The organism is Caulobacter segnis, from assembly GCF_023935105.1.
Lineage (GTDB): Bacteria > Pseudomonadota > Alphaproteobacteria > Caulobacterales > Caulobacteraceae > Caulobacter > Caulobacter segnis_B.
In genome coordinates this window covers 4,741,674-4,767,815 of record NZ_CP096040.1, presented here as the reverse complement: position 1 = coordinate 4,767,815, position 26,142 = coordinate 4,741,674, and the positions used below count along the sequence as shown (strand labels likewise).

The following is a 26,142-nucleotide window of genomic DNA, read 5'->3' as shown; positions in this document are numbered from 1 at the left end:
CGATCCTCGGCGCTTGAAACGCGCGTAGACGTACCGTGCGAGACCACGCACGGAACGTCTACGCGTCGCCTAGTTTCGAAACCCTGCTTGTCTGCCAAGCTTGGTCAATAGAGCAGCCACGGCCAGCAGCGCCATGACGCTCCACGACAAGCCAACGGGACCATGCTGCCGAAGGATCAGGGCGCCGATCACGCCCCCGCCGGCGATCGCGACGTTCCAGACCGTGACGATCATCGATTGGGCGACGTCGGTTGCCTCGCCCGCCACCCGTGCGGATGCGGTCTGGAACAGAGTGGCCGCGCCGCCAAACGCCGCGCCCCAGACGGCAATGGCCGCCAGCACCAGCCCGGCTTTATTGCCGACCAGAGCTAGTCCCAGAGCCGCCGCGGCGAACAAGGCGATGCTCGCCAGGGTCAGGGTCCCAAGGCGACGGTCGACCTGCGCCCCGACCGTCCAGATGCCGCTCAAGGCCGTCACGCCGAACAGCAGCAACGCCGCATCGACGCGGTCCGACAGCGCCGCCGGCTGCAGGAGCGACGCGATGTAGGTGTAGAGGACATTGTGGGCCAGAACGAACGCCAGGGTGACGGCCAGGATGGTCTTGAGACCCGGCTGGTTGAAAACGGCCTTCAGGTCGCCCCGCCGCGTATCCGCCTGCCCGGGGAAATCAGGAACTCGCCTGGCGATCCAACCGACCAGCAGAAGGCTCAACCCGCTCAGGATCAGGAACACTGCACGCCAGCCGATCATCCCGCCCAGCAGGGTTCCGGCCGGGATGCCGATCGCCAGGGCTAGCGGCGTGCCAACCATGGCCACGGCGATGGCCCGGCCGCGCAGCCCTTCCGGCGCCATGCGGCCGGCGTATCCGGCCAGCAACGCCCAAACCAGACCCGCGAACACCCCCGCCGCGAAACGGACTGCCAGGGTCAGGACATAGCTGTGCGATAGCGCCGTGACCGCGTTGGCGACCAGAAAGCCGCCGACCGCCAGCATCAGCAGCGAACGCCGCCGCCAGCGCCGTGTGGCCGCCGTCAACGGAATGGCCGCGACCACCGAGCCCAACGCATAGGCCGTCACCAGCTGGCCGACCATGGCCTGCGACACCTGGAGATCGGCGCCGATGCGAGGCAGCAGTCCGGCCGGCAGGGCTTCGGTCAGGATGGTCACGAACCCGGCCGTGGCCAGGGCCGATAGGCCAAGGAGCGGCAAGCGCTCCCGGGTCCGCTTCGCCGTCGCCTCACTCACGCCGCCTGCTCGGTGGACGCCAGGATGAGGTCCGTGACGCGATAGGTGTGAAACTCGCTGGTGGAGACTTCGTCCAGCCTGCGGAACTTCTCGACGAAGACCGGGTCGGAGAAGAACTCGCCGACATTACCCTCGTCGGCGATGGCCTCGATGTTCACGACCGTCAGACCGTCGGTGCTCTTGGCCAGGTTGCTCCACAGAAAGCCCGGCTTGCCCGACGCCAAGCGCACCACGTCCTGGATGATGGCGAACGCCTCGTCCTGTCGCCCTTCCTGGGCATGAATCACGTTGACGATGAAGACGGTCGGCGTGGGCGCGGCGGCGAAGACGGCAACAAGCGAAGTGGTCATGACTTGGAAGATCCGGTGAAACGGCCCGACTGGCCGCGCCTGGACAATGGCCGCGAGACAACTGACGAAAAACAGGCCACAGCTTCACTCAGTCCGGACTCATAAGTCCGCAATGGAGACGTGCATGGACAGCCTGGGTGCCCTGAACGTGTTCGTCAGGGTCACGGAAGCCCGCAGCTTCGTCGGCGCGGCCCGCCGGCTTGGCGTCTCGCCCTCCGCGGTGGGCAAGGCCATTGCGCGCCTCGAAGCCCAGCTCGGCGCGCGCCTCTTCCACCGCAACACCCGTTCGGTCGCCCTGACCGCCGAGGGCGGCCTGCTGCTGGACCGGTGCCGGCGGATCTTCGCCGAGATTGAGGCGCTAACCGGTGAACTCTCGGCCTCGCAGGAAGCGCCGCGCGGCCGCCTGCGCGTCAGTTTCCCCCTGGTGGGCATGCTGCTGATGCCGACCCTGTCGGCGTTCATGCGCACCTATCCCGAGATCGAACTGGACCTGGATTTCACCGACCGCATCGTGGACGTCATCGAAGAGGGCTTTGACGCGGTCGTCCGCACCGGCGAAGTCTCGGACTCCCGACTGATGACGAGGTCGCTGGGCGCGTTCGAGCATCGCGTGGTGGGCTCGCCCGGCTATTTCGAGCGCTACGGCCGCCCGACCTCGCCGGAGGACCTGATGGCTCATGCCTGTTTGCAGCACCGCTATCCCTCAACAGGTAAGCTGGAACGCTGGCCGCTCTGGCGCGACGACGTCTTCGTCGGCGGAGGTCTGTCAACCGCAGTCACTGCCAGCACCCTCGAACCGCTGATCTATCTGGCCGAACAGGGACACGGCGTCACCTGCGTGCCCCTGTTTTCGGTCCGCGCGCAGTTGGCGGCCGGGACGCTGATCCCGGTGCTGGAGCCGTTCCTCAGGAGCGCCGGCATGTTCCGCGTGGTTTGGCCAACCAACCGGCAACTGACGCCCAAGGTGCGAGCGTTCGTGGACTTCCTGGCTGCCGAGTTGATTGTCGGCCGAGCCTAGCCCTCATCCAACTTGGAAATCCGATCACGATGGCGGGCTGTTGAGGTTCGCTTGCTCGCTATTCGTCCATGGCGCTCGCACATCCTCCTAATCTACGCACTGAACGTTCGATTTCTGGAGATATGCCAACGGCAGTTGATAGCGCCGCCGTGCCTAACTCTGAGATCTCATTTCGGCCGTTAGTGTCCAAGGTGTGCGTCGTGGCATAGTCGCCTGTCTGAGCCTTCACTTCGCTAATGGGCGTCCGGGTGCCGCAAACACTGGTCCTCTTGGGCGGACAAAAGCTCGCACCCAATCCGGGATCATCTCACGGACCGTCGCCGCTATTACCAGCTGTCGCGCTAAAGCGGCTCATCCTCACGACGCCCTAGGACGTGACCCGCACATCGCTGAAATGCGACAGCGTGCCAGGGCCAACCCAAAGCGCCACGGCGCCCTTGGTGTCCGGGCCGTGCTTGAGGTCGCCAACGATCAGTGTCGGCTGCTGGGCGCCGTCGACATGTAGCCGGGCCATGGCGCCCGCCACCACGATCCGCACGTGCGTCCACCGACCAGGTTCGAGATCGACATAGGTCTCATACTTGGCTGGGGCTTCTGCGCGCAGCCGCTCCCAAGGATAGTCCGGGTGCGAGATATACTGAACGGCATGATTGCGGCGTAACTGGTCGTCTGCCCGGCCGTTTGTCGGACGCAGATAGATGGCCTCGAGCTTAGCCTCGTCGCGCACCCGGAAGGCGACGCCGACGAAGCCTCGCGCCGTGGCGCTGGCCGTGGGGCTGGGGGCGCCGCTTATCCACGCCTCGATGACGCCGTCGCCGAAGGCTGGCGTATCCAGCATCACCAGCCTGTCAAGCCCCGGGGCCTTTTCCAGCGCCGTGGCGCGCAGGGCGCGACGGCCCTGATAATCGATCTGCGCCGTCTCAACGCCGATGGCCCGGATCGCTCCGGTTTCCAATCCCGCGCCGACGACGCGGGGCGCGGCGAGGGTCGCCAGGGAACTGGCAGAGGCGATCGACACGGCGGCGCCGCCGATCGCGGCTCGCCGGGTCTGAGCTTGGCCGGACATTGGATGCTCTTGGTGGTGGGACGACACCAGTTTCGTCGTCGCGCATGGCCGGATCAAGGCCATGCTTGGCGCGGCCAAACCTAGGACTGGATGAGTATCGACTTCGCCACCGTCCGCTCAGGCTAGACGGTCACATCGACCACTTGTTCCGTGCGTCGCGTTCCCGCAGGTAGGCCAATGTCTGCAATTGGCGCCATCGAGACGTCACGCCAACGGATAGACGCCATTTGCGCTTTTGACGCGCGAAGCCGACTTCTCGGGCTGCGCGCCTAAGAACGCCAATGCGGCCAAGGACCGCATGTAAACGCCCTCGGCGCGCCCAGCGGGGGCAAGCTTCCATCGCGGTAGAGACTTGTGGCTCGCTTGCCGCCGCTGACGCCGATCCAGACCGACCTAGAAGGTCCAGGACAAGTCGATCGAGGCCGCGACGGTGTTCTCGCGGCGACGGTAGGCGTCCTGGATCTGGAAGCCCGCCTTCATCCGGTCGCCCAGACGGAAGTCGCTTCCCAGCCCGACCAGCAGCGCATCGCGGCCGGGACGGCTGGAGGCCGCCGAGAAGGCCACGCCGTTCAGCACATTGTCGCTGACCGCGGTGATGTCGGCAAAGTCGTGCGCCCAGCCGAGGCTGGCAGTCGGCTGGACGACCCAGGCGCCTTTCTCCGTCCGTGCGCCGAAGCGCACGCCGATGGCGCTGCGAGCCGCGGTCATGTCCGCCGCGTCGACGCGCAGGCCCAGGATCGCCGCGCCGGTCTCCGTGAAGCCCTTGCGCGAGAGGCGATCGACGCTGACGCCGGCGCGCGGTTCGATCCAGGCGGACGGGCCCATGACGAAGCGGCGGCTGGCGGCGACTTCCGCCGTCAGGTCGTGGCCGTGCGCATCGCCTTGGGCGACCTGGCGAAGGGCGCCGACCACGACCTCGCGGCTGGTGTCGAACTCGGTGTAGGCATAGCCGACCGAAGCCTCGACGACCGCGCGGCCCAGCCCCAGGCCGCCGTAGAGCGAGGCCTGGTAGCTTTCGGCGACGCCTTGGCCAAGGCCCGACTTCGACTCGGTCTTGTTGCGCAGATAGCCCACGCTGGCGCCGGCGAAGGCGTTGCCGGCGAAGGCGCGGTCGGCGCCGAACATCAGGCCGCCGATACGCTGGACCGCGCCGGCGGCGTTGCCATCGCTGTCGGTCTCGGCATACGCGCCGATCGGCTTGCCCCAAACCGCTGTGGCGACGTCTTGGTCGCCAGTGCGGCGTCCGGCCAGGCGATCCGCCAAAGCTTGGCCGACGATCCGGCGGCTTGTGAGCTCGGCGGCCAGAAGGTCGGCGTGCAGCTTGCCCGACAGTTCGTCCTGCGTGCGGGCCAGGCTGGAGCGCGTCTGGGCGTAGATCTGGTCGAACAGGGGCGAGGCGGTTCCGACGGACGGACGCTGAGCGTCCAGGGCCGCGGCTACTTCCAGCTGGTTGCGCGTGCCGGCATAGGCCACGTAGCTGGTCGGCGTCACAACCAGGCGGATCCGGTTGGCGTCGTACAGAGCCTCCAGACGTGTGCCTGCCGACAGGCCGGCGTTCGGCTGGGTCAGCGTCGAGAACCGGCCTTGAACGCCGCCATCGGCGGTGATGATGACGAAGGTCTGGCCCAGGTCCGGGGTGTAGGTGTTGGTCGCGTCGCCGCTGATCCCGCGCAGCACGGGCGTCAGCGTGCCGGCGGCCGTGAAGCTGCCACCCTGGACGACTAGGGCGTCGTGGTGGCCCGCGCCAACGCCGGCGGTCGGGCCGTCGATTTCCATCCTCAAAACGGCAGTGGCGGTCATGGTCACCGGCGCCTTGAAGGTCAGCACGCCCGGCGAATTGCCCGGCGAGATCAGACCCGAGAGCGTGGCGGGGCCACGCACCGTGCCCGTGCCGGTCAGCGTGCCGCCCTGAGCCAAGACCAGCGAACCCAGGTTGCCGCTGGCGGCCAGGTTAAGGCGGCCGTCGGTGACGGTCGTGGTTCCGGCCACCGAGCCGCCGACGTCGATGGTCCCTTGGGTGACGCCCACGTCACCGGTGACCGAGCCGTCCAGAGTGGCCACGCCGCCCTGGCCGACCGTCAAGCCGCCGACGGCGCCGCTGGCGCCGATCTTCACGACGCCCTGGTCGACCTGCACCCCGTTCGTGATCTTGCCGTCGATTTGGGCCTGGCCGTTCTGGCTCACGACTAGTGCGGTCGCGTCGCCGGACGAGCCGAGGGTCAGCTGGCCCTGATTGACGCTGACCGCGCCCGTCTTGCCGTCCAGCGTCGCCACGCCGCCCTGGCCGATGGCGAGACCGCCGGCCGAACCGCCGGCGCCGATCGTGACCGAGCCTTGGCCCAGCTGGACGGCGCCCGCGACGGCGCCGTCGATGCGCGCCACGCCGCCTTGAGTCACGTTCACGGACCCGGCGCTGCCGGTCGCGCCGATGGTCAGCTGGCCCTTGGTCACGTCGACCGCGACCATGGCTTTGCCGTCGACCGTCGCGCTGCCGGACTCGCCGATGGTCAGGGCGCCGACGCTGCCGGTCTGACCGATCTTGAGCTCACTCTTGGAGACATCGACCGAAGCCATGATGGCGCCGTCGACCTGGGCCTTGCCGCCGTCCTTGATGGTGACGGCGCCATTGATGGCTCCGTTTTCGTTTACGGTCAGGGCACCGCCGTCGACGGTCACCGCGCCGCCGACGCCCGCGCCGGCCTGAACCGTCAGCGAGCCGCCGCTCGCGGCGAGGACCGGCGCGGCCACGATGCCGCCGTTGGCGATCACCAGGGCGCCGTTGTCGCGGACAGCCAGACCGCCCGTGTTGGAGATCGTACCGCTGGCGATCACCGAGCCCTGGCCTTGGATGGCGAGCTGCCCGGCGCCGCTGATGGCGCCCTTCAGCGCGATCGTCTGGCCGTTGGCGTCGATGGTTCCGCCTGTCGACAGCATATTGACCGACTGCGCGATGGACAGCGATTGACCCGGCTTCAGCAGGCCGCCATCGAAAGTGACCGTCTGACTGGTCACCGCGCGATCGCCGTTGCCGAAGAACGGCTGGCTGCCGTCGATGATCGCTGGCGTCTCCGGAACGCCACCGCCACCGCCACCGCCACCGCCGCCGCTCGAGACGGTCACGAGCTGTACGCGAACCTGCTTGGCGATCGTGTCGTAGGTCACGGTCGGCGTCACGTTGGCCGTGCTGGTCACCGAGGAGAAGGTGCCCGAAAGCGTCCCCGTGCTGCTCAGCACGACGAAGGTCGGGCTGCCGCTATAGTCGTCTGTCGCCGCCTGGATGTTGAGTTCGCCATCCAGGCTGGCCGTCCCTCCGATGGTCAGTCGGCTGGCCGCGGTCGCCGTGGCGTTGATGACCAATTTGCTTCCGGCCTGGGCGGTATAGTTTCCGGTCAGGGTCAGGACGCCGACCGAAGTGGCCGAGCCCGGCGCCAGGATGCCGCCCGACTGAACCACGACGCCGCTGCTCGTGCCCGTGCCGGCCAGCGTCGCGCCGCTATCGACCTGAACGCCGCCGCTGCTGGTCAGCGTCCCGTTGACCTTGAGCGTACCGGCCTGCACCTGGGTGTTGGTCGCGGTGACCGCACCTCCAATGGTCCAGTCGCTACCGGTCATGGTCAGGGACGCGAAGCCGGTGGTGGTGTTTGAAAAGCTGCCGGTTCCTTCCAGGACGAGCACGCCGGTGGAGCCGCCTGTGACATTGCCGACCATTATTGACCCGGTCTGCAGCTTGAGCGTGCCGCCAGCAACCAGCGCGACGGCGCTGCCGCCCGATCCGGACGTGATCGTGCCCGCATTGATGATTGTGCCGCCGCTCAGGAGGCGAACGCCGGAGGAACTGGCGCCGATCCCGGCGATAGTGCCGGTGTTGGTGATGACGCCCGAGGTCCCGAGGCGCACGCCGTAGGTGTTGCCCTGCAGCTTGCCGCTGTTGACGATCGTCGCTGATCCCGCCGTCTGGTAGAGGCCGACGGCGCCGGAAATGACCGAGCCGCTGTTGTTCACCGTCGTGGCGCCGCCGGTCAGGTAGATGCCGTGTCCGCCAGTGCCGATGCTGCCGGCGTTGACGACCGAGGCCGTGCCGCCGCCGATCCAGATGCCGTAGTTGTCGCTGGTGATTTCCGCCGAGGCCTGGTTGTCGGTCCGGCCGCCGCCCACCAGACGGATGCCCGCATTGCCCTGGCCGTTGATCGAGCCCTGGTTGATCACCGTGCCCGCGTTGGTGAGACTGACGCCATATCCCGAAGGGCCGGTGTCGGTCGAGTTCAGCGTGCCCTTGTTGGTGATCACGACGCCCGTGGACGCGCCGGCGCCGCCGGAGATGGCGGCGTTGGAGAGGGTCGTGACCGAGACGCCGGGGTTGATGGTGAGCGCGGTGATCCCGCCGCCCAAGCTGTAGGTTGACGTCCGGTTGGTCGAGATCGTCGTCTGGGCTTCGACCGGATTGGCCAGGGAGACCCCGATCAGGGCCGGCGCCGCCAGCAGGGGCAGCCGCAGGCTGGACATCAGGCGGTGGCGGGTCTGGCTCTTTGCCGTGCGGCCTCCGACCGGAAGGGTTATGCCAGCGCCGCCGGAGGGGGGCGCCAGTCCCAGGCTCTGTTGACGCGAGCTGGGGTCGACCGGGGGACGCTGAGACATGAACTGCACCAGGAAAGTGATTTCGCCGCAAGGTCGCCACAAAAAGGTCCACTTTCGTTAACGTTGAGAAGGATATTGTCCCGCTAAACCCAAAATGGGTCGATCGCTGTGGGCGCAGGGGGCGCTTGTCCTCGATTGCGACGCCCCATAGGTTCGCGCGACGGCGCGCCGGCTCGGATGCGGCGCATCCCTCGGCAAACGTGTTCCAGCTTTCGTGACCAACTCCACCGACTCCGAAGACGCCTGCGACTGCGGAAGCGGCTTGCGCGCCGTCCGGTGCTGCGCCCAGAGCGCCTTCGTCCCGCCGTTCGCCGAGCACGCGTTCGCCGACGACCTGACGCGAAGCGTGGCGGCCGCGGAGGCTGACGATACCGATCTGGCGCTCGCGCTTTGCCGGCAAGTCCTCGACCGCGCGCCCGATCGGATCGACGCCCTGTCTCTTTTCGCGCGCCTTCTAGCCGCGACGGGCCCGGTGGCAGCCCAGGTCGCGGTGCTGCTGCGCCTGCAGGCGCTGTCGCCGAACGATACGGCCGCGACCCAGGAACTGGCCCTGCAACTGCTTCGTCTGGGGCGGCTGGAGGACGCCGAGATCCAGGCGCGAAACGCGGTTCGCCTGGCGCCCGATCAGGCCTTGTCCCACGTGCTGCTGGCCAACGTCCTGACCCAGGCCGACAAGCCGCATGCCGGCGAGTTCCACTATTCCCGCGCTCTGGAGATCGGCCCGCGCGACGCCATCACCCTGGCCAATCTGGCGTGGTGCCTGAAGCTGCAAGGGCGTCTGGACGAGGCGCGCGCGCTCTACGCCGAGGCCACGGACCTGGATCCGAGCGTCGGTCTGACGTGGCTGGGCCGGGCCCAGACCGAAGAAGCTGGTCGCGACCTGGCCCTGGCCGCCGAATATCTGGCGCAAGCCAAGGCCCTGGATCCCACCCTGGAGACCGGGGCCTTCGAAGCCGCGCTGTTGACGCGGCAGGGCGCTCACGAGGCGGCGCTGGCCTTGCTGGACGAAAGCGAGCGTCGTCGTGGCAGTCCGAATTTCGACGAGCTGCTGGCGCGGGCCCGCATCCTCGACCGGCTGGGCCGCTACGACGAGGCCTTCGCCGCCGCCGTCGCCGGCAAGGCCCAGGTGCGAAGCCATGGCTATGCCTATGCCGCGGCCGAAGCGGCGCGACGGACCGCTCAGCTGTTCGACTTCTTCACCGCCGGCCGGCTGCGGATGCTGCCGCGGATCCGGACGCCCGCGCCCGGGGCCCAACCATTGTTCACCGTCGGCGCGCCGCGCTCGGGCACGACCCTAGTCGAACAGATCCTCTCGGCCCATCCCGACGTCGTCGCGGGCGACGAACTGGGGTTGATGGAGCCGATCGTGGCCTCCATGCCGGCGCGGTTCGACAGCCCGGTGGCCTATCCCGCCGCGTTGGCCGAGCTATGGATGGGCGATCGCCGCGACGGCCTGGAAGAGCTGCGCGACGATTATCTGAGGCGCGCCCGCCTACGCCTGCCGCCGATGGCCGGCGAGCGGTTCTTCACGGACAAGACGCCCTTCAACGAGACTCATCTGGGCCTGATCGGACTGATGTTCCCCGATGCGCCCCTTGTCCACCTGGTCCGCCACCCGCTCGACATCGTGCTGTCGATGACCTTCAACAACCTCACGCACGGCTACAATTGCTCAACCGACGTCGAGACCGCCGCGCTGCATCTGGCGCGGGTCCTCGGCCTCGTCGCCCACTATCGGTCGGAAATGGCCCTGCGCTACCTGCCGGTGCGCTACGAGGATCTAGTCGGCGATCTGGAGGGCAATGTGCGCCGGCTGCTGGCCTTCGTGGGCCTGGACTTCGATGCGCGCTGCCTGCGCTTCGACACCAACGAACGCTACGCCCGCACAGCCAGCTACGCCCAGGTCACCGAGAAGCTCTACGACCGCTCGGTCTATCGTTATCGCAGCTATTTGCGCCACCTGCAGCCGGCGCTGGAGATCTTGGAGCCCACCATCGAGGCGCTCGGCTATGACGTCTGAACGCGATCGCCGGCTGGCGGACATCCTCCAGTCCGGGCCTCAATCGGTATCGGTCGACCAGGCCTCGGACGACCCGACGGTCCACAGCGACCTTTGCGAAATTCGGCGTAGGGAAGGGCGGCTGGACGAGGCGATCGCTCACGGGAGGCATGCTCTGCGATTGGGACAGGACAACGCCGATGCCTGGTACAATCTGGGGATCGCCTTTGCCGACCGGCTAGAGCTCGACCGCGCCGAGGCCTGCCAGCGCCGAGCGATCGCGCTGGCGCCCGAGGCGGCGGGGCCGCATTTCGAACTCGCCGAAGTCCTGCTGGCGACGGGACGGTTCGATGAGGGCTGGGGGAGTACGAGTGGCGCTACGGCTTGCCGGGCGCCGAGCCGCCGCTTCCGCCCGCGGTGGTGACCGGCCCGAATGGCGGGATTCGGCCGCAGTGGGACGGACGACCGCTTGCGCCTGGCCGCCTCCTGCTGGTGGCGGACCAAGGCTTTGGCGATGTTATCCAATTTTGCCGATACCTGCCTCTGGTGGCTCGGCGTGCGCCCGAGGCGATGATGGCGTGCAGCCGCGAGATCGCGCCGATCCTGAAGCAACTGCGCCCCTATCTCGGCGACATCCACCTGACCTGGGACACCATCCCGGACTTCGACGCTTGGGCGCCCCTGTCCGGCCTGCCACATAGATTGGGCGGCGATCCAGCGGCCATCCCGGCCGCAAACCCCTATCTCCGCGCCGACCAGGCGCTTGTAGAGCGCTGGCGCCGTCGACTGGACGAACTCGTTTCTCCCGGCTATCGCCGCATCGGCTTGGCGTGGGCTGGCCGTCCGGCGCACGGCAACGACGCCAACCGGTCGATGCGCCTGTCCCAACTGGCGCCCCTAACGGATCTCGACGGCGTAGCCTTGGTCTCACTGCAGAAGGGCCCGGCCCAAGCGGAAATCGGCGGATATTTCGGCCGCGCGCCTCTGATCAATCTCGGCGGCGAGATCATGGACTTCGCCGACACCCTGGCAATTTTGCAGAGCCTGGAGCGCTTGGTTAGCGTGGATACGTCCGTCGCCCACCTCGCGGGGGCCTCGGCGGTCCCGGTCTCAGTTCTACTGCCGTTCGCGCCTGATTGGCGTTGGATGCTCGATCGGAAAGATAGCCCTTGGTACCCCACGATGGTCATCCACCGCCAAGCGGCGCCCCGCCAGTGGGACTCGGTGATCAAGGCCGCAGCCACGTTGATCGGGTCGGCCGCCCGCACCTCCGGCCCGATGGATTGAGCGGCGCCGCCTCGGTCGGTGCGCTCAACGTCCGTCCTTTGCCATGCGCACGTCGGTAACCGCGCCATCGCCGATGGCGGAGTGGCCGGCGCCCTGGTGTCCAGGCGGAGAGATAGCTTGTTGCCTCGCGACAATTTCAGATTGGGCCGATTGTAGAAAGCAAAGCGCTTCGGTGAGCGAGTGCAGTGGCGGGGTGCAGAGATCATCATTAAAGGCCGAGTTCGGGCTAGCGATGTCCAGTTCCTGGCGACGGCCTAAAGGCAGCTACTGTCCCTTCACTAGCGCGCTAAATGTCCGGTTTCCGGAGGTGCGCTAACGGCAGCAACTGGCGCGACCTGGTCGGCGACACGGACGTTCGGATCGACCGAGAATGGTGGAAAGCGGAAATCGGGGCTCCTCTCCCGACAGTTCTTGCCCAAGCTGAGAGAGAACTATCGGGAAAGGGACCGGACATTGCGACCTGCGAGGAGCGCTCCTTTTCTCGCCCCCGATGCCTATGCGTTTGAAGATGGAGTTAGGTTCGCGCCAATCCACGCCGCCAAGTCGGTCACCTGGATCGCCTGGCGCGCATTGAAGGTTCCAGCCTTGTCCCAGGCAACCCCGCGCCCGATGGCGAAGGCCGCGCGGTACTTGCGCATCATGTTCCTGGGATCGTCCGCCAGCTCGTCCATCAGGAAAGGTACAGTCCACTCGGACCGGCCGAACGGTCGATCAAGGGCCGCTTCCAGCCTATCCGCCACCTCGCCGTAGGTGACGGTGTCGCCGGCCAGGAACACGATCTCGTTGCGGATGGTCGGTTGGAAGAACACAACCTCGGCGGTGAGCCTCCCGATGTCGTCGGGCGTTGTCAGCGTGACGGCGGTGTCGAGACTGCCGAGAGCGTGAACCGCGCTATTTTCCAGATCGACGACGCCGAACTCCGGTTCGAACAGATAACTCATGAACATGCCGGTCGAGATGACGACCCACTCGGTCTTGTCTTGCGAACGGAGCAGCTCCCGAACGTCGAGCTGGGCGTCGAAGATGTCCTGCGGGCCGCCGCGTCCGATCGCTTCGAAGTCGACGCCGAACTGCCAGGGGAAATAACGCGGAATCCCCGACCGTAACGCGGCCTTGGCCAACTTCATCGGCGTGTCGATCCCGGCGGCATAGCCCGCGCAACCGATCACGGTGTCATACCGCGCGAAAACCGACGCCAGCTCGTCGATCGAGCTCTGGACCAGGTCGCCGATGACGACCTCGATCCCAAGGTCGCGGATCTCTTTGATGTCTCGCTTCTTGCTTGGCTCGTCGGACGTGACGGCGCTGGCGCGGAGGAGGACGCTGATGCTGGCGCCGTCGATGGTCTTGGCGCGACGCGCCAGGTTGCGCAGGACGGGCATGCCCAGTTCACCAGCCCCCAGCACGAGGATGTTTCGGGACTTCACGGCGGCGACGACGTCATTCATCGTTGGTATCTTCCAGGAGTGGTTGCCGCCGTCATCTGGCAATCCATGGGCAAGCTCGAAAGAAGGTACATGCGTGATACTGGGGTCAGATCGTTGAACCGCGACGAGGTTCTTAGGTACTCCCAGACCATCTGCGATGGCCTCAGAGACGACGATGACGGAGTGCGGCGGGAAGTGCTGGCGCATGCCGGCAGTCGCTGGTCGCTTGGCGTCATTCATACGCTCGGGGTGTACGGTCAACTGCGCCATGCAGACATTGGCCGACGCATGCATGGCGTCACCCAGCGGATGTTGACGCGCACGCTTCGCCAATTGGAGCGCGACGGATTGGTGATCCGTCACGACTTCGACGAAGTGCCGCCTCACGTCGAGTATCAGCTGTCCGACACGGGCATGGAACTGTTGGTGCGGATGGCGCCGCTATGGACCTGGATCGTTGAAAACGCCGATGGCTTTCGGGCGGCGAGGGAGGCATTCGACAAGAGCAACCTCGGTGAAACGCCCCGGCTGGCGCAAACTGGCTGGTAGTCCTACCTTTCGCGTCGGCAAGGCAGGGTGATTTGCCGGTGTTCTGGCGCGCCGTCCTCTGTCGCAGTCAAGTTTTCTGGATTCGGGAGGGCGCTATAGGTGGCGGGCTGCGGCGACCAGACGTCCCGCGCTAGGCGCCCTTGGGCTGCAAATATTCGAATACGGCGCCATCGGGATGCTCCATCACCACGCGCGCACCGTTGGGCACCTCGCCCGGTCCTTCGAGCACGCGGCCGCCAGCTTCCTCGACGGCCGCCTGCGCCTCAGCCGCCGACCGAACCAGGACCGTGGCGACTTGAGAGATGTGATCGTCCATCGCCCCCTCCAGCAGCAGATACGGCCCGATGTTGGCGCAGTTGAGGTTCTTGTAGGCGAACCGCTTGACCGTCTCCTCGCCGGCAAGGCGCTGATAGAGCGGAATGGCCGCCTCTAGGTCTGCGACGGTCACATTGGCCACCATCCTGATGATGTTGGTCATGGGCTGATCTCCTTGGACGAAGCCTAACGGCAGGGAATCGAGAATCCGGGCAAGGTCCTGCGGCGCGTCGATCATGACGTCATGACCGCTTTCGACCTCAAACACCTTCCACCCGTCGCATCTTTTCGCGAGGTCGTATTGCTTGGTGATCTGAGGGTTTCCCCAGTTAGTCGCGTAGATATAGGCGTGGTTGGGAATGCGGTCGGCGCCGCTTCCGATCTGTATTTTCTCGGTAAGCGTCTTGAAAGGATGCCCCGTGAGACGTTCGTCCACCATGGCGCGATCCGCCTTGTTCACGTTGAAGAACCAGGCCGGTGGTGGCGGCGTCAGCTTGTAGCCGCGGCCAAAGAGCCAGACCGAGATCAGGATGGGCACGAGGCGCCAGCCGGGAAAGACGTAGTCGTTCATGCACTTGCCGTTCTCGGGCACGACGGCGTCGAGGAAGACGAGACTGTCAATGCGATCAGGGATCCGATCGGCGACGCCAGCTATGACCATGCCACCATAGGAGTGGCCGCACAGAACCGCGTTGTGCAGGTCTTCCGCTTCAAACAGCGCGAGGATTTCTTCGATATGGGTGGTCAGGTTGATCCGACGCGCATCCATGGACGCCCGCTCTGCCAGGCCGGCAAGGGTCGGCGCGAACACCCGGTGGCCCTGCGACCTCAGGATCGCAGCGACCCGGTCGTAGCACCAGCCGCCATGGCTCGCGCCGTGGACGAGAACGAAGGTCTTCGCGGGCTGGATCAGAGGGGGCACGCGCATCTCCTGACGGCGGTCGCCAGCTACCGCTGATCACTTGATCAGTCAACGCTGATCGTGCGATCAGCGCGATGAATTCGCCGGAAGATCCGCCCATGCCTGAACTGAGCCCCGGCTTTCCGCCAGGCGACGCCCGCAATGCGATCGCCGAAGCCGCGCTGGCCGTGTTCGCGGCGCACGGATTCCATGGCGCCGGCACCCGTCAGATCGCTCAGGTGGCGGGCGTGTCTCAGCCCCTGCTCAACCATCATTTTGGCGGCAAGGAAGCGTTGTGGCGTGTGGTCGGGGAGCAAATCACCGCCGACTTCATGGCCTTCATGGCTAGCGCCGTGGATATTGGTCTCCCGGCGGGTGACGCGGTTAGGGCGATGCTCCGTGCTTATCTGACGTTCTGGAAGGCGCGGCCCTTGTCGTTCCGGTTCAATCTCTGGCGGCGGCTGGACGGATTGGAAGACGAACGCGTTTCCCGCTCCGAGCAGATGACCGGGCAGGTCGTCGCCCTCATGCAACGCGCCCAGGAAGCCGACTTTGTTCGCAAGGATCTGCCGCCCGGCCTCGCGGCGATCATGGGCGGAGCGCTTGTGCAGTTCTGGCTCGAAAGTCAGCTCGAGATCCGCGCGGCCCTGGCGGTCACCGGCGATGACGACTTGGCCGATGAGGACGCGATAGACCATATCGTCAGCCTGCTTCGCGCGACGAATTGAGGAGCGCAGGTCAAGGTTGCGCGTCACTCCGCCGATACGGCCCACGTCCGGCAAGGGTCGAGTTCGCCATTAACCCTCGGCATCCGAATGATCGGAATCGGCGAAGACGCGAATGTCAGGAAATGGCGCTTGATGTGCGTCTGCGTCACCTGGTCAAACGCGTTAGGCAGCGTTCGCCATCTTACGCACCGTTAGAACGGCCTCGGCAAAGGAGGCGGGAGCTTCCTGCGGAAGGTTGTGCCCGCAGGGGATGGTTCGATGCTCATGCGGACCGGCGAACATCGGGGCATGGTCCGCCGTTCCGCCGGGCTTCAGCGGGTCATCGGCGCCGTCCAGGGTCACGGCGGGAACCCTGATCCTCGGGCGAGCCTGTAGCCGCCTCTCTAGCGGCTCCAGCTCAGGATCGCCCGCGGCCAGGCCAAAGTCGAACCGGTAGGCATGGATCACGATGTCCACGAAATCGGGGTTGTCGAACGACGGCGCCGTCCGTTCGAACGTGGCGGCGTCAAAGTTCCAGCGCGGAGACCATTGGCGCCAGAGAAGCTCGCAGAGCGCTCGGCGATCGGTCGTGAGCGCCTCGCGGCCGCGCTCCGTCTGGAAGAGGTGCTGATACCACATCACCGCCTCCAGGCTCGGCGGGAACGGGTGTCTCATGCGTTCGATGTCGATCACGTCGTAACCCGCAAGGGACACCAGGCCGGCGACGCGCTCGGGCCAGAGCGCGGCGGCCACGCAGGACGACAGCCCTCCCCAGTCGTAGCCCGCCAGGATCGCGCGGTTGACGCCGAGGGCGTTCATGAGATCGATCAGATCCTTGCCCAGCGCGGCCTGCTGGCCAGAGCGCATCTGGCCGTCATGGCGCATCTGCGTCGGACCAAAGCCCCGGAGATAGGGCGCCAAGACCCGAGCGCCGGCCGCAGCCAGGATCGGCGCGACCTCGTCATAGGCGTGAACATCGTACGGAAACCCGTGGGACAGAATGACAGGCCAACCGTCGGCCGGACCGGCCTCGACATAGGCCATTCGCAAGGCGTCAGTTTCGGCGATCCGCACGAGAACCTCTCCATATACCCGCCGCACTCAACGGCGAGGGCCTGGGAGTTGTTCACGCTCGCGCGTCTGGAGCGTCGTGTTCTTGGAGCCTAGTCAAGGACAGCTTATGGCGCTAAAGCGATATCCTAGGGAAGCTCAAGCCGACGCGCAGTCCGCCTTCGAGCGGCGCCTCCAGCACGACATCGCCTCCGGCGCGTTCGGCAAGAGCCTTGACGATGGAAAGGCCCAGGCCGCTACCCTGGCCTGAACTTTGCGGGCCACGCATGAAGCGCTCGAATGGACGTTGCTGAAGCGCTGGCGGCAAGCCGGGGCCGTCGTCCGCAACCCAAAGGGTCGCCTGGGCCTCAGTTTGACTAATTCCGATGACGATGGTGCGACCGCCGTAGCTGAGCGCGTTGTCGACCAGGTTCTCAAGAATCTGGTCGACCAGGGGCGCAGCCAGCGGCACACCTACGGGCTCGGCTTCGATCAGGAGGCCCAGGGTAGCGCCCTCTGCGGTCGCGCGTCGGGACCAGCGGTCGATCAGGCTGCGCGCGCAGGCGGCCAAGTCCGCTTGCTGGCGACCGTCGGTCTCGCCGGCCTCGGCGCGAGCCAGGGCCAGAAGCTGTTCGATTAGACGCTGTAGCCGGTCGACGGCCTCCAGTGCGTCGGTCAGCGAGTCTTGATCCGCCGCCGTGCGCTTGCCTTTCGCGAGTACGGCGAGGTGGGTCTTCACGATGGCTAGCGGCGTGCGGATCTGGTGGGAGGCGTCGGCGGTGAAGCGACGCACGCCGTCGACTGAGCGCTCCAACTGACCCAGAAGGCTGTTGAACGCCACCACCACGGGCTGAAGTTCGTTTGGCACGTCGCCGACGGCCACCGGTGCGAAGTCCGGGTCGCGGGCGTCCGAACGCTTGGCCAGTCCTCGTCGTAGGCCGTCCAGTGGGCTCAGGCTCCAGGTCGCGGCTGGCCAGATCAACAGAGCGACAAGGCCGACGAGCCCGACCTCGATAGCGCCGACCGTGGTCATCAGGGAGTTACGGACCGCCCCTCGGGACTCCAGCGTCTGAGCCACCGAGATCACCACCGGAGCCGCCGCGCCCGGAACCCGCAGAGCAACGGCGGACTGGCGCACGCGGCGATCCTGATAGACCACGGTCCGGAACACGGGCTCGCCATCGGCGGCGATCGCTTCGCGGTCGAAATCGGGCAAGTCGTCATAGCCTGTAAGCACCCGACCCGACTCGCGTACATTGTAGAACACGCTGTCGCGCTGGGGGCTGTCCAGCAGGCCGAAGGCCCAAGGCGGCAGGTCGACCTCGATATGATCAGTCTCGAAGGTCACGGATTCGGCGATGGCGCGCACCGAGCCAGCCAGCAAGCGGTCGGAGGTGTCGTCCACCACCCTCTGGGTGACCCAGGCGTCGCCGATCCCGATCAGCACCGCCGACACGATCAGCGGCGCCACGAGGGCGACGAGCAAGCGGGTGGTAAGGGATCGGATCCGGACCATCAGGGCTCGAGCAGATAGCCCTGGCCACGCAAGGTTGTGATCTTGGGGCCGTTGGGCTCCAGCTTGCGGCGAACGCGGCCGACATAGACGTCCAGGGCGTTGGGGCCGGCTTCGTCGTCGTGGCCGAAGACCTCGCCGATCAGACGCTGTCGCGTAACGATCTTGCCGGCGTTGGCGGCCAGCACCAGGAGCACGGTGTGTTCGCGCCGGCGCAGCTCGAGGTCACGGCCATCGACATAGGCGCGGGCGCCGTTGCGGTCGATCGTCAGATTGCCCACCGAAAGCGTGGGTGAGGGATCGCCGCCGCGCCGTCGGGCGAGGGCGCGGACGCGGGCCGCCAGCTCCTCGGGCTCGAACGGCTTGAGCATGTAGTCGTCGGCCCCCAGATCCAGGCCGCTGACCCGGTCCTTGAGGGCGTCGCGAGCGGTCAGGATCAGCAGCGGCGTGCGGTTACCGGCCCGGCGCAGGCGCACAAGCACATCGAGACCGCTGATGTCCGGCAGGCCCAGGTCCAGGACGATGACCGAGTACGGCTCGGCCTGCTGTTCAAGCGCGGTTTCGCCATCGGTGACCCAGTCGACCGTGAAATTCTCGGACCTGAGGAAGGCCACGACGCCGCGTCCCAGCGCTTCGTCGTCCTCCACGAACAGCAGCCGCATGCGGTCGGGCCTCGGGGGTTGGACGACTCCGCCCCTATCATGCAACGTCGTTCGAAGTGAACAGGGCGACCATGCTTCGACGACAGCTTCTCCTCGCGCCGGCGGCGGCCTTGCTAGCCGGTTGCGGGCGCACCGATACGCCGGTGATCGGCGGGCTGGAAAGCGTCCGGCGGGCCGACGCGGCCGCGCGGGAGGGCGGCGTCACCATCTACGCCAACACCGGCGACGCCGAGATCGAGCCCGTGGTCTCGGCCTTCCACGCCGAGCACCCGAAGGTCCGCGTCGACTTCCAGCGCCAGAACTCCGCCGAGCTCTACCAGCGCTACCTGGCCGAGCGACGGGCGGGCAAGCCGTCAGCAGACCTGGTCTGGAGCTCGGCGATGGACCTGCAGATCAAGCTGATCAACGATGGCTATGCGCAGACCTTTGACACGCCGGCCCGGGCGATGCTGCCGCGCTGGACAGTCTGGAAGAGCCAGGGGTTCGGCGTGACGGCCGAGCCGATCGTCTTCGCCTATGACCGTCGCCGCCTGCCCGACGCCCAGGCCCCGCGCAACCATGCGGCCTTGGGCAAGATGCTGGGCGACGGTGCGCTCAAAGGCTCTATCGGGCTCTTCGACGTCGGCCGCTCGGGCGTGGGATTCCTCTACTATTCGCAGGATCGGCTGGCGTGGTCCGAGACCCTGGCCCTGACGCGGGCCATGGGCGCGACCCGGCCGCACCTCTACGAATCGACCGCCACCCTGCTGCAGGCGATCGCCGACCAGCAGATCGTGCTGGGCTACAACGTCGTGGGCTCCTACGCCCTGGAGGCCCAGCGGGCCAATCCGAACATCGGGGTGATCTTCCCCAGCGACTACACCCTGGTGATGTCGCGCATCGCCTTCATCTCGGCGCGGGCCCGCCGGCCCTACGCCGCCAAGATGTTCCTGGACTTCCTGTTGTCGGTGAAGGGCCAACGCCTGCTGGCCCAGAGCAACCTCACGCCGGTGCGGCCCGACGTGGCCGGCGGAGCGGGCAGGGCACCCGAGGCCTCGGCGCGTCCGATCGAGGTCGGTCCCGCCTTGCTGGCCAATCTGGACCAGATGCGCCGCCGGCGCCTCGTCGCCGATTGGCGCGAAGCCCTCGGTTCGGACCACGTCGACGACTATCGGCGCGTCCGCGACAGTCTCATGACAGGTAACCGACCCTAGCCTCCGAACAAGCGGCGGGGAGCCGCGCAATGCAGCCGGCGCAAACGCCGGCCAGGAGGGGGATCTCCGGTGACCAGAATTCAGTCTGCTTTCGTAAGCGTTTCGGCTCTGGCGCTCGTGTTCGGCGCGGGCGAGGCCATGGCCCAGACCACGCCGGCGCCCGCCGAGCAGGGCGCCGAAGCCACCACGCTCGACGCCGTGATCGTCACGGGTTCGAAGACCCGCCGACGCGACGCCGACTCGGTCGGTCAGCTGACCAGCATCACCGAGGAGGACCTGCAGCGGGCTGCCGTCGCTTCTGTCGGCGAGCTGCTGCAGAAGTTGCCCAGCGCCGGCGTCAGCTACAACTCGAACGGCACGCAGGGCACCTCGTACGGCGGCAGCTCGATCAGCCTGCGCTATCTCGCCAACACCGACGGCGCGGCCGACAGGACCCTGGTGCTGGTCGACGGCCACCGCTGGGTTGACGGCGTCGGCGCGCGGGGCATCCGCGACTTCGTCGACCTCAACACCGTGCCGATCGGCATGATCGGCAGCATGGAGGTGCTGCAGGACGGCGCCTCGGCCATCTACGGCGCGGACGCCATAGCCGGGGTCGTCAACCTCAAGACCAAGCGCAACCTCGATGGTTTCCAGGTCGAGAGCAAGTACGGCGTCTCCTCTCGCGGCGACGGCGAGTCGTTCAGCCTGCAGACCAACTGGGGCAAGAAGTTCGACCGCGCCTCGGTGTTTGTCTCGCTCAGCTACGTCAACGAGGACCCGGTCGAGACCAAGGATCGCGACCTCACCCAGGTGTCGCTGACCGCCGGCCCCAACAACCTCAGCGCCGCCCCGTCCAGCCCGCGCGGCCTCTATATCCTGCCGGGCTTCTCGACGGCCGCTTCGCCGCTGACTCAGAATGTCGGGGTGACGACCGCCACAGGCGTCGGCAGCTATCACCGCGCCACGCTGCCGGACGACTACTACAACACCATGGCCCAGGGTATTTACGCCGTCGGTCCCAGCGAGCGGTACGGCATCTTCGCCCGCGTCGACCAGGAGCTGACCGATCACGTCAAGCTGACCCTGGACGCGATGTGGAACCGGCGCACCTCGCAGCAGGTGTTCTCGCCGACCAACCTGTCGATCGGCGGGACCTCGGGCACCTATCGCGGTTTCTCGATCGCTGCCAACCAGCAATACAACCCCTTCGGTACCGCCTTCGCGGCCAACCAGGCCTGGAACATCCAGCTTTTCACCACGCCCGTAGGCTACCGGATCAGCAACCAGCAGGTCGACACCTACCGTGTCTCGGGCGAGCTAGCCGGCGACGTCGATCTCTTCGCTCGCAACTGGAACTGGTCGCTGTTCGGCTCGGCCTCGCAGAACCAGATGAAGTTCTCCTCGCCAGGCGGCATCGACCTGGAGCATCTGGCGCTGGGTCTCTCGGCGCCCTCGATCTGCTCCGCGCAGGCGGGCTGCATCCCGATCAACATCTTCGGCCAGATGACGCCGCAGCAGGCGGCCTACATCAACTCGACGGCCCGCGAGACCAACCTCACCAAGCTCTACGACCTGACCTTCGACGTGAACGGCGAGCTGCTGCAGCTGCCGGGCGGGCCGCTGGCCATGGCCTTCGGCTTCGAGTGGCGCAAGAACGTCGGTGAGGACCATCCGGACGCCTACGTGAACACCGTCTCGACCGGGACGGGCGCGCTGCCGCTGCCTTCGACCACGGTGACCACGACCAACGTCATGCGCACGCCAACCGCCAACGGCTCGTACGACGTCAAGGAGGCGTTCCTCGAATTCACCGCGCCGATCCTGGCCGACCTGCCGATGGTCAAGAAGCTCGAGCTGGACGTCGCCACCCGCTATTCCGACTACAACACCGCCGGCTCCAAGCTGACCTCCAAGGTCGGCGTCGGCTATCGCCCCGTCGATGGCGTCCTTTTCAGAGGCACGTGGTCGCAAGGCTTCCGCGCCCCCTCGCTGATCGAGCTCTACACCGGCTCGCGTCAGTCCAACCTCGCGGGCAGCAATACCGACCCCTGCAACGGCGGCGCGGCCGCGCACCCGACCCTCCCAGGCTGCGCGGGCGTGCCATCGACCTATAACCAGAGCTCGTACAACGGCGGTCTGCTGCCGCTGACGGTGTCGGGCAACGGCAAGCTCGATCCGGAGACGGCCAAGACCTGGAGCTACGGCGTCGCCCTGCAGCCCGCCTTCGCGCCGGGCCTCAGCCTGACGCTGGACGGCTACGAGGTCACCATCAAGAACGCAATCTCGACCCCGTCGGTGGCCAACGCCCTGCAGCTGTGCGCCACCCAGGCCGGGGACTTCTGCTCGGCCCTGACGCGCGACGCCGCCACGGGTCAGGTGCTGAACTTCGCCTCGTCGTTCATGAACCTCAACCAGATCAAGACGGCCGGCTACGACGTGGCCATGCGCTACCGCCGCAACACCGACTACGGGACCTTCGAGGGCTCGGTGCAGGGCACGCGCCTGCAGAAGTTCGACGTCACCTCGCCGAACCCGGCGGGCGGCGATCCGATCATCACCCACGCGGTCGGCACCTCGACCGGCGGCACCACCCCGGCCACCGCCCGCGCCACCTATCCGCGCTGGAAGGGACTGGCGTCGCTGCGCTGGTCGAACGACGACTGGGCGGTGATGTGGCGCGGCCGCTATATCGGCTCGACCAAGGACGGCGCGCCGCCGGCCCTGCCGACGACCCCGGTCAAGGGCGACCGCGTCAAGGCGGTGACCTATCAGGACCTGCAGCTGGAGAAGGCGTTCGAGAAGGTGCGGGCCAATGTGACGGTGGGCGTCAACAACGTCTTCGACACCCAGCCGCCGCTGTCCTACGCCAACGCGCCGATCAACTTCGACATCTACACCTACGACGTGATGGGGCGGTACTACTACGTCCGCTTTGGCAAGTCGTTCTAGGCCGGTCGGAGTCCGCGTACATGGTGGCGACCTCGCCGATCACCCGCCGCGCCTTTGGAGGCGCGGCGGCCTTCCTCGGGCTGTTCGGCTCGGCCGGCGCGCTGGCTGCGCCGGCGCCCGAACAACCCTTCGATATGGTTCTGGACAGCAATGTCGGCGTGAAGACGCGCGATGGCGTGCGGCTGGCCACCGACATCTACCGGCCCGCCCGCAACGGCAAGGCCGTGGCCGGCCGCTTTCCCGTGATCATGGAGCGCACGCCCTATGGCCGGAATGTCGCCAGCTTCCGCGACATCACCGCGGCCGAGAAGACGCCCCGGTTCCGCGCCGACGTGGCCCGGATCTATGTATCGCAGGGCTATGTGGTGATCTTCCAGGACTGCCGCGGGCGCTACGACTCCGAAGGCGAGTTCATCAAGTATCTGAGCGAGGGCGCGGACGGCTACGACACCTGCGCCTGGATCGTCCGCCAGCCTTGGAGCGACGGCAGGATTGGGACGATGGGCCTGTCCTACGCCGCCCACACCCAGATGGCGCTGGGCTGCCTCAATGCGCCCGGCCTGAAAGCGATGTTCTTGGACTGCGGCGGCTTCTCCAACGCCTATCAGGGCGGCATTCGTCAGGGCGGGGCGTTCGAGCTGAAGCAGGTGACGTGGGCCTATAACCTCGGCCTGGAGAGCCAAGCGGCGCAGAACGACCCGCGCCTGCTGGCGGCGCTGAAGACAGTCGACCTCAAGGCCTGGTTCGCCAGCATGCCTTGGAAGCGCGGACACACGCCGATCAGCCTGCAGCCCGACTATGAGGCCTATGTCTACGAGCAGTGGGAGCATGGGAACTTCGACGGCTTCTGGAAGCAGGCCGGCATCTATGCCGAGGGCTACTACCCGACCTTCCCGAAGGTTGACATGGTCCACATGTCGGGCTGGTACGACCCGTATTCGCGCACGGCCACCGACAACTTCGTGGGCCTGAACAAGGCCGGTCGCGCCCAGCGGCTGATCCTTGGCCCCTGGACCCATGGCGCGCGCTCCACCACGCACTCGGGTGACGTCGAGTTCGGCCCGACCTCAACCATCGATGCCGACGGCGGCGGCGATTTCTTTAGCCAGCGCCTGAAATGGTACGACCGCCACCTGAAGGGCCTGCCGGCCAAGGCGGCCGAGCCGGCCGTGCGTCTGTTCGTCATGGGCGGCGGTGACGGCCGCAAGACCGCCGAGGGCCGGTTGAACCACGGTGGCGTCTGGCGCAGCGAAGCCTCCTGGCCGATCCCGGACCGGCGCGAGACGGCCTTCTATCTGGGCGCCGACGGCGGTCTGCGCACCGACAAGCCGTCGGCCGATATCGCGCCGCTCAGCTACGACTTCGACCCGTCCGATCCGGTCCCGACCATCGGTGGTGCGGTCACCTCGGGCGAGCCGCTGATGCGCGGCGGCGGTTTTGACCAGCGCGAAACCGAGGACGTCTACGGCGCCCGCGAACCGTTCCTGCCGCTGGAGGCGCGTCCCGACGTGCTGGTCTTCCAGACCGAACCCCTTAAGGAGGATGTCGAGGTCACCGGCGCGATCACCGCCGAGCTGTGGATCTCGTCCGACGCGGTCGACACAGACTTCGTCGTCAAGCTGATCGACCTCTATCCGCCCAGCGAGGACTACCCGGCCGGCTACGCCCTGAACCTGACCGACGGCATCCTCCGCTGCCGCTATCGCGACAGCTGGGAGAAGCCGGAGATGATGACGCCGGGCCAGGTCTACCGGATCAAGGTCGAGGCCTTCCCGACCTCGAACCTGTTCAAGAAGGGCCACCGGATCCGGCTGGACGTGTCGTCCAGCAACTTTCCGAAGTTCGACGTCAATCCCAACACCGGCGCGCCCGAGGGCGTGGGCCTGACCCGCAAGGTCGCCCGCAACACCGTGCACGTCGACGCCACGCGGCCCTCGCATGTGGTGCTGCCGATCATCCCGAGGCGCGCATGAGCTCCGTCGAAGACACCGCGCCCGGGCCGCTCCTGACCCGCTGGTGGGCGCTGATGGAGACCCGGCTGGGCGTCGCGCCCATGCCGCTGCTGCTGATCGTCATGGGCCTTTCCGGCGCCTATGTCGCCATGGGCAAGGCGCCGTCGGACATCCTGGCCAACATCGCCTTCCTGATCACCGGCGGCTTCCTGTGCGCCGAGATCGGCAAACAGATTCCGATCCTGAACCGCCTGGGCTTCGCGGCGATCTTCGCGACCTTCGCGCCGTCCTACCTGGAGTATGCCGGCCTGCTGCCGCAGGTGCTGGTCAAGTCGATCTCGGACTTCACCGAGAACTCGAATTTCCTCTACCTGTTCATCGCCTCGATCGTGGTCGGCAGCATCCTGGGCATGGATCGCAAGTCGCTGATCACGGGTTTCGGCAAGATCTTCATACCGCTGGCCCTGGGCTCGATCGTCGCCTTCGTGGTCGGCTGCTCGACCGGCGTGGCGCTGGGTCTGGGCTTCAAGCACACGCTGTTCAAGGTGGTCGCGCCGATCATGGCCGGCGGGGTGGGCGAGGGAGCGATCCCGCTGTCGATCGGCTATGCCCACTTTTCGGGCCAGCCGCAGGGCGAGGCCTTCGCCGAGGTGCTGCCGGCGGTGATGCTGGGCAGTCTCAGCGCCATCGTCCTGGCGGGCGGTCTTAACTTCTTGGGCCGTCGGTTCCCCAAACTGACTGGCGAGGGACGTCTGCAGCCCGGCGAGAAGACCTCGTCGCCGGCCGCCCATGCGTCGGTGGGCGGTGCCGTGTCGACCCAGACCTTGGGCGCGGCCCTGCTGATGGTGGCGGTGCTCTATCTGCTGGGCGGCCTGACCCAGACGCTGTTCCACTGGCCGGGGCCGGTGGTGATGCTGGGCCTGGCGGTTGTCATCAAGCTGGCCCGCCTGGCCCCGCCATCGCTGGAGCAGGGCGCCTACGCCAACTACCGGTTCTTCCAGGTCTGCGTGACCTATCCGCTGCTGTTTGCAATCGGGGTGGCCAAGACGCCGTGGGAGAAGCTGATGCAGGCGTTCAACCTGCCGACCCTGATCACGATCTTCGTCACGGTCGTCTCGCTGATCGCCACGGGCTTCGTCACTTCGCGCTGGGTCGGGCTCTATCCGATCGAAGCGGCGATCGTGAACGCCACTCACTCGGGACAGGGCGGCACCGGCGACGTGGCTATCCTGACCGCGGCCAACCGCATGCAGCTGATGCCCTTCGCCCAGATCGCCACGCGGATCGGCGGAGCTATCACGGTGACGGTAATTCTGGCCCTGTTCGCGCGCTGGCGCTGACG

At 66.9% G+C, this 26,142-nt stretch carries 19 protein-coding genes; 10 read left to right on the top strand and 9 right to left on the bottom strand.

Translation table 11 applies throughout. The annotated features are described in order from the left end of the window. Positions 1-69: 69 nt before the first annotated feature. Both MZV50_RS22175 and MZV50_RS22170 read right to left on the bottom strand, forming a co-directional pair. The gene (locus MZV50_RS22175) at positions 70-1,209 is read right to left on the bottom strand and encodes an MFS transporter (RefSeq protein WP_252631499.1); all 1,140 of its coding nucleotides are present in this window, start codon (positions 1,207-1,209) and stop codon (positions 70-72) included. A 32-nt stretch (positions 1,210-1,241) separates the two neighbouring features. After that, entirely contained in the window at positions 1,242-1,595 is a 354-nt protein-coding gene (locus tag MZV50_RS22170) for an antibiotic biosynthesis monooxygenase (protein WP_252631498.1), read from the bottom strand. Between the two features lie 124 nt (positions 1,596-1,719). Here MZV50_RS22170 and MZV50_RS22165 point away from each other — a divergent pair, with 124 nt between their 5' ends. Next, positions 1,720-2,613: a LysR family transcriptional regulator gene (locus tag MZV50_RS22165; RefSeq protein WP_252631497.1), complete on the top strand. Its 894-nt coding sequence runs from the start codon at positions 1,720-1,722 to the stop codon at positions 2,611-2,613. Positions 2,614-2,980: 367 nt separating this feature from the next. Here MZV50_RS22165 and MZV50_RS22160 read toward each other — a convergent pair whose 3' ends face one another. Beyond that, positions 2,981-3,679 carry a LamG domain-containing protein gene (locus MZV50_RS22160; RefSeq protein WP_252631496.1) on the bottom strand — a complete coding sequence of 233 codons (699 nt, stop codon included), beginning with the start codon at positions 3,677-3,679 and terminating at the stop codon, positions 2,981-2,983. Between the two features lie 393 nt (positions 3,680-4,072). Then, positions 4,073-8,314, bottom strand: coding sequence for an autotransporter domain-containing protein (locus MZV50_RS22155; RefSeq protein WP_252631495.1), 4,242 nt, complete (start codon positions 8,312-8,314; stop codon positions 4,073-4,075). A 214-nt stretch (positions 8,315-8,528) separates the two neighbouring features. Here MZV50_RS22155 and MZV50_RS22150 point away from each other — a divergent pair, with 214 nt between their 5' ends. Genes MZV50_RS22150 through MZV50_RS22140 form a run of 3 tightly spaced genes read left to right on the top strand, consistent with a single transcriptional unit; the run spans position 8,529 to position 11,600 of the window. Next, entirely contained in the window at positions 8,529-10,334 is a 1,806-nt protein-coding gene (locus tag MZV50_RS22150) for a tetratricopeptide repeat-containing sulfotransferase family protein (protein WP_252631494.1), read from the top strand. Further along, complete coding sequence (locus MZV50_RS22145; RefSeq protein ID WP_252631493.1) at positions 10,324-10,737, top strand: tetratricopeptide repeat protein; 414 nt, start codon at positions 10,324-10,326, stop codon at positions 10,735-10,737. The genes MZV50_RS22150 and MZV50_RS22145 overlap by 11 nt, the downstream gene beginning before the upstream one ends. Continuing rightward, entirely contained in the window at positions 10,698-11,600 is a 903-nt protein-coding gene (locus MZV50_RS22140) for a glycosyl transferase family 8 (protein ID WP_252631492.1), read from the top strand. Before MZV50_RS22145 ends, MZV50_RS22140 begins: the two co-directional genes overlap by 40 nt. A gap of 494 nt (positions 11,601-12,094) precedes the next feature. Here MZV50_RS22140 and MZV50_RS22135 read toward each other — a convergent pair whose 3' ends face one another. After that, the gene (locus MZV50_RS22135; RefSeq protein WP_252631491.1) at positions 12,095-13,048 is read right to left on the bottom strand and encodes an aromatic alcohol reductase; all 954 of its coding nucleotides are present in this window, start codon (positions 13,046-13,048) and stop codon (positions 12,095-12,097) included. Between the two features lie 93 nt (positions 13,049-13,141). Here MZV50_RS22135 and MZV50_RS22130 point away from each other — a divergent pair, with 93 nt between their 5' ends. Then, positions 13,142-13,576 (top strand): winged helix-turn-helix transcriptional regulator, encoded by a 435-nt coding sequence (locus tag MZV50_RS22130; protein WP_252631490.1) that lies wholly within the window; start codon positions 13,142-13,144, stop codon positions 13,574-13,576. Between the two features lie 130 nt (positions 13,577-13,706). On the opposite strand, the gene MZV50_RS22125 is transcribed toward MZV50_RS22130, so the two are convergent. Then, positions 13,707-14,813, bottom strand: coding sequence for an alpha/beta fold hydrolase (locus MZV50_RS22125; RefSeq protein WP_252631489.1), 1,107 nt, complete (start codon positions 14,811-14,813; stop codon positions 13,707-13,709). 98 nt (positions 14,814-14,911) lie between these two features. Here MZV50_RS22125 and MZV50_RS22120 point away from each other — a divergent pair, with 98 nt between their 5' ends. Beyond that, positions 14,912-15,520 (top strand): TetR/AcrR family transcriptional regulator, encoded by a 609-nt coding sequence (locus MZV50_RS22120; protein WP_252631488.1) that lies wholly within the window; start codon positions 14,912-14,914, stop codon positions 15,518-15,520. Positions 15,521-15,682: 162 nt separating this feature from the next. On the opposite strand, the gene MZV50_RS22115 is transcribed toward MZV50_RS22120, so the two are convergent. The 3 genes from MZV50_RS22115 to MZV50_RS22105 form a co-directional block, all read right to left on the bottom strand. Beyond that, entirely contained in the window at positions 15,683-16,573 is an 891-nt protein-coding gene (locus MZV50_RS22115; protein WP_252631487.1) for an alpha/beta fold hydrolase, read from the bottom strand. A 112-nt stretch (positions 16,574-16,685) separates the two neighbouring features. Next, positions 16,686-18,065 (bottom strand): sensor histidine kinase, encoded by a 1,380-nt coding sequence (locus MZV50_RS22110; protein ID WP_252631486.1) that lies wholly within the window; start codon positions 18,063-18,065, stop codon positions 16,686-16,688. After that, positions 18,065-18,724 (bottom strand): response regulator transcription factor, encoded by a 660-nt coding sequence (locus MZV50_RS22105; RefSeq protein ID WP_252631485.1) that lies wholly within the window; start codon positions 18,722-18,724, stop codon positions 18,065-18,067. Before MZV50_RS22105 ends, MZV50_RS22110 begins: the two co-directional genes overlap by 1 nt. A gap of 71 nt (positions 18,725-18,795) precedes the next feature. Here MZV50_RS22105 and MZV50_RS22100 point away from each other — a divergent pair, with 71 nt between their 5' ends. The 4 genes from MZV50_RS22100 to MZV50_RS22085 all read left to right on the top strand — a co-directional run bounded on the left by MZV50_RS22100 (position 18,796) and on the right by MZV50_RS22085 (position 26,140). Continuing rightward, on the top strand, positions 18,796-19,917 hold the full coding sequence (locus MZV50_RS22100) for an ABC transporter substrate-binding protein (RefSeq protein WP_252631484.1): 1,122 nt from the start codon (positions 18,796-18,798) through the stop codon (positions 19,915-19,917). A gap of 69 nt (positions 19,918-19,986) precedes the next feature. After that, the gene (locus MZV50_RS22095; protein ID WP_252631483.1) at positions 19,987-22,848 is read left to right on the top strand and encodes a TonB-dependent receptor domain-containing protein; all 2,862 of its coding nucleotides are present in this window, start codon (positions 19,987-19,989) and stop codon (positions 22,846-22,848) included. A gap of 20 nt (positions 22,849-22,868) precedes the next feature. Next, positions 22,869-24,821 (top strand): CocE/NonD family hydrolase, encoded by a 1,953-nt coding sequence (locus MZV50_RS22090; RefSeq protein ID WP_252631482.1) that lies wholly within the window; start codon positions 22,869-22,871, stop codon positions 24,819-24,821. Further along, complete coding sequence (locus tag MZV50_RS22085; RefSeq protein WP_252631481.1) at positions 24,818-26,140, top strand: 2-hydroxycarboxylate transporter family protein; 1,323 nt, start codon at positions 24,818-24,820, stop codon at positions 26,138-26,140. The genes MZV50_RS22090 and MZV50_RS22085 overlap by 4 nt, the downstream gene beginning before the upstream one ends. Positions 26,141-26,142 lie beyond the last annotated feature (2 nt).

What these genes read in the sequence shown, in the direction of transcription:
- MZV50_RS22135 (WP_252631491.1), bottom strand. Translation starts at nt 13,048, where the DNA reads ATGAATGACGTCGTCGCCGCCGTGAAGTCCCGAAACATCCTCGTGCTG.
- MZV50_RS22120 (WP_252631488.1), top strand. Translation starts at nt 14,912, where the DNA reads ATGCCTGAACTGAGCCCCGGCTTTCCGCCAGGCGACGCCCGCAATGCG.
- MZV50_RS22145 (WP_252631493.1), top strand. Translation starts at nt 10,324, where the DNA reads ATGACGTCTGAACGCGATCGCCGGCTGGCGGACATCCTCCAGTCCGGG.
- MZV50_RS22160 (WP_252631496.1), bottom strand. Translation starts at nt 3,679, where the DNA reads ATGTCCGGCCAAGCTCAGACCCGGCGAGCCGCGATCGGCGGCGCCGCC.
- MZV50_RS22170 (WP_252631498.1), bottom strand. Translation starts at nt 1,595, where the DNA reads ATGACCACTTCGCTTGTTGCCGTCTTCGCCGCCGCGCCCACGCCGACC.
- MZV50_RS22155 (WP_252631495.1), bottom strand. Translation starts at nt 8,314, where the DNA reads ATGTCTCAGCGTCCCCCGGTCGACCCCAGCTCGCGTCAACAGAGCCTG.
- MZV50_RS22100 (WP_252631484.1), top strand. Translation starts at nt 18,796, where the DNA reads ATGCTTCGACGACAGCTTCTCCTCGCGCCGGCGGCGGCCTTGCTAGCC.
- MZV50_RS22085 (WP_252631481.1), top strand. Translation starts at nt 24,818, where the DNA reads ATGAGCTCCGTCGAAGACACCGCGCCCGGGCCGCTCCTGACCCGCTGG.
- MZV50_RS22105 (WP_252631485.1), bottom strand. Translation starts at nt 18,724, where the DNA reads ATGCGGCTGCTGTTCGTGGAGGACGACGAAGCGCTGGGACGCGGCGTC.
- MZV50_RS22090 (WP_252631482.1), top strand. Translation starts at nt 22,869, where the DNA reads ATGGTGGCGACCTCGCCGATCACCCGCCGCGCCTTTGGAGGCGCGGCG.
- MZV50_RS22110 (WP_252631486.1), bottom strand. Translation starts at nt 18,065, where the DNA reads ATGGTCCGGATCCGATCCCTTACCACCCGCTTGCTCGTCGCCCTCGTG.
- MZV50_RS22165 (WP_252631497.1), top strand. Translation starts at nt 1,720, where the DNA reads ATGGACAGCCTGGGTGCCCTGAACGTGTTCGTCAGGGTCACGGAAGCC.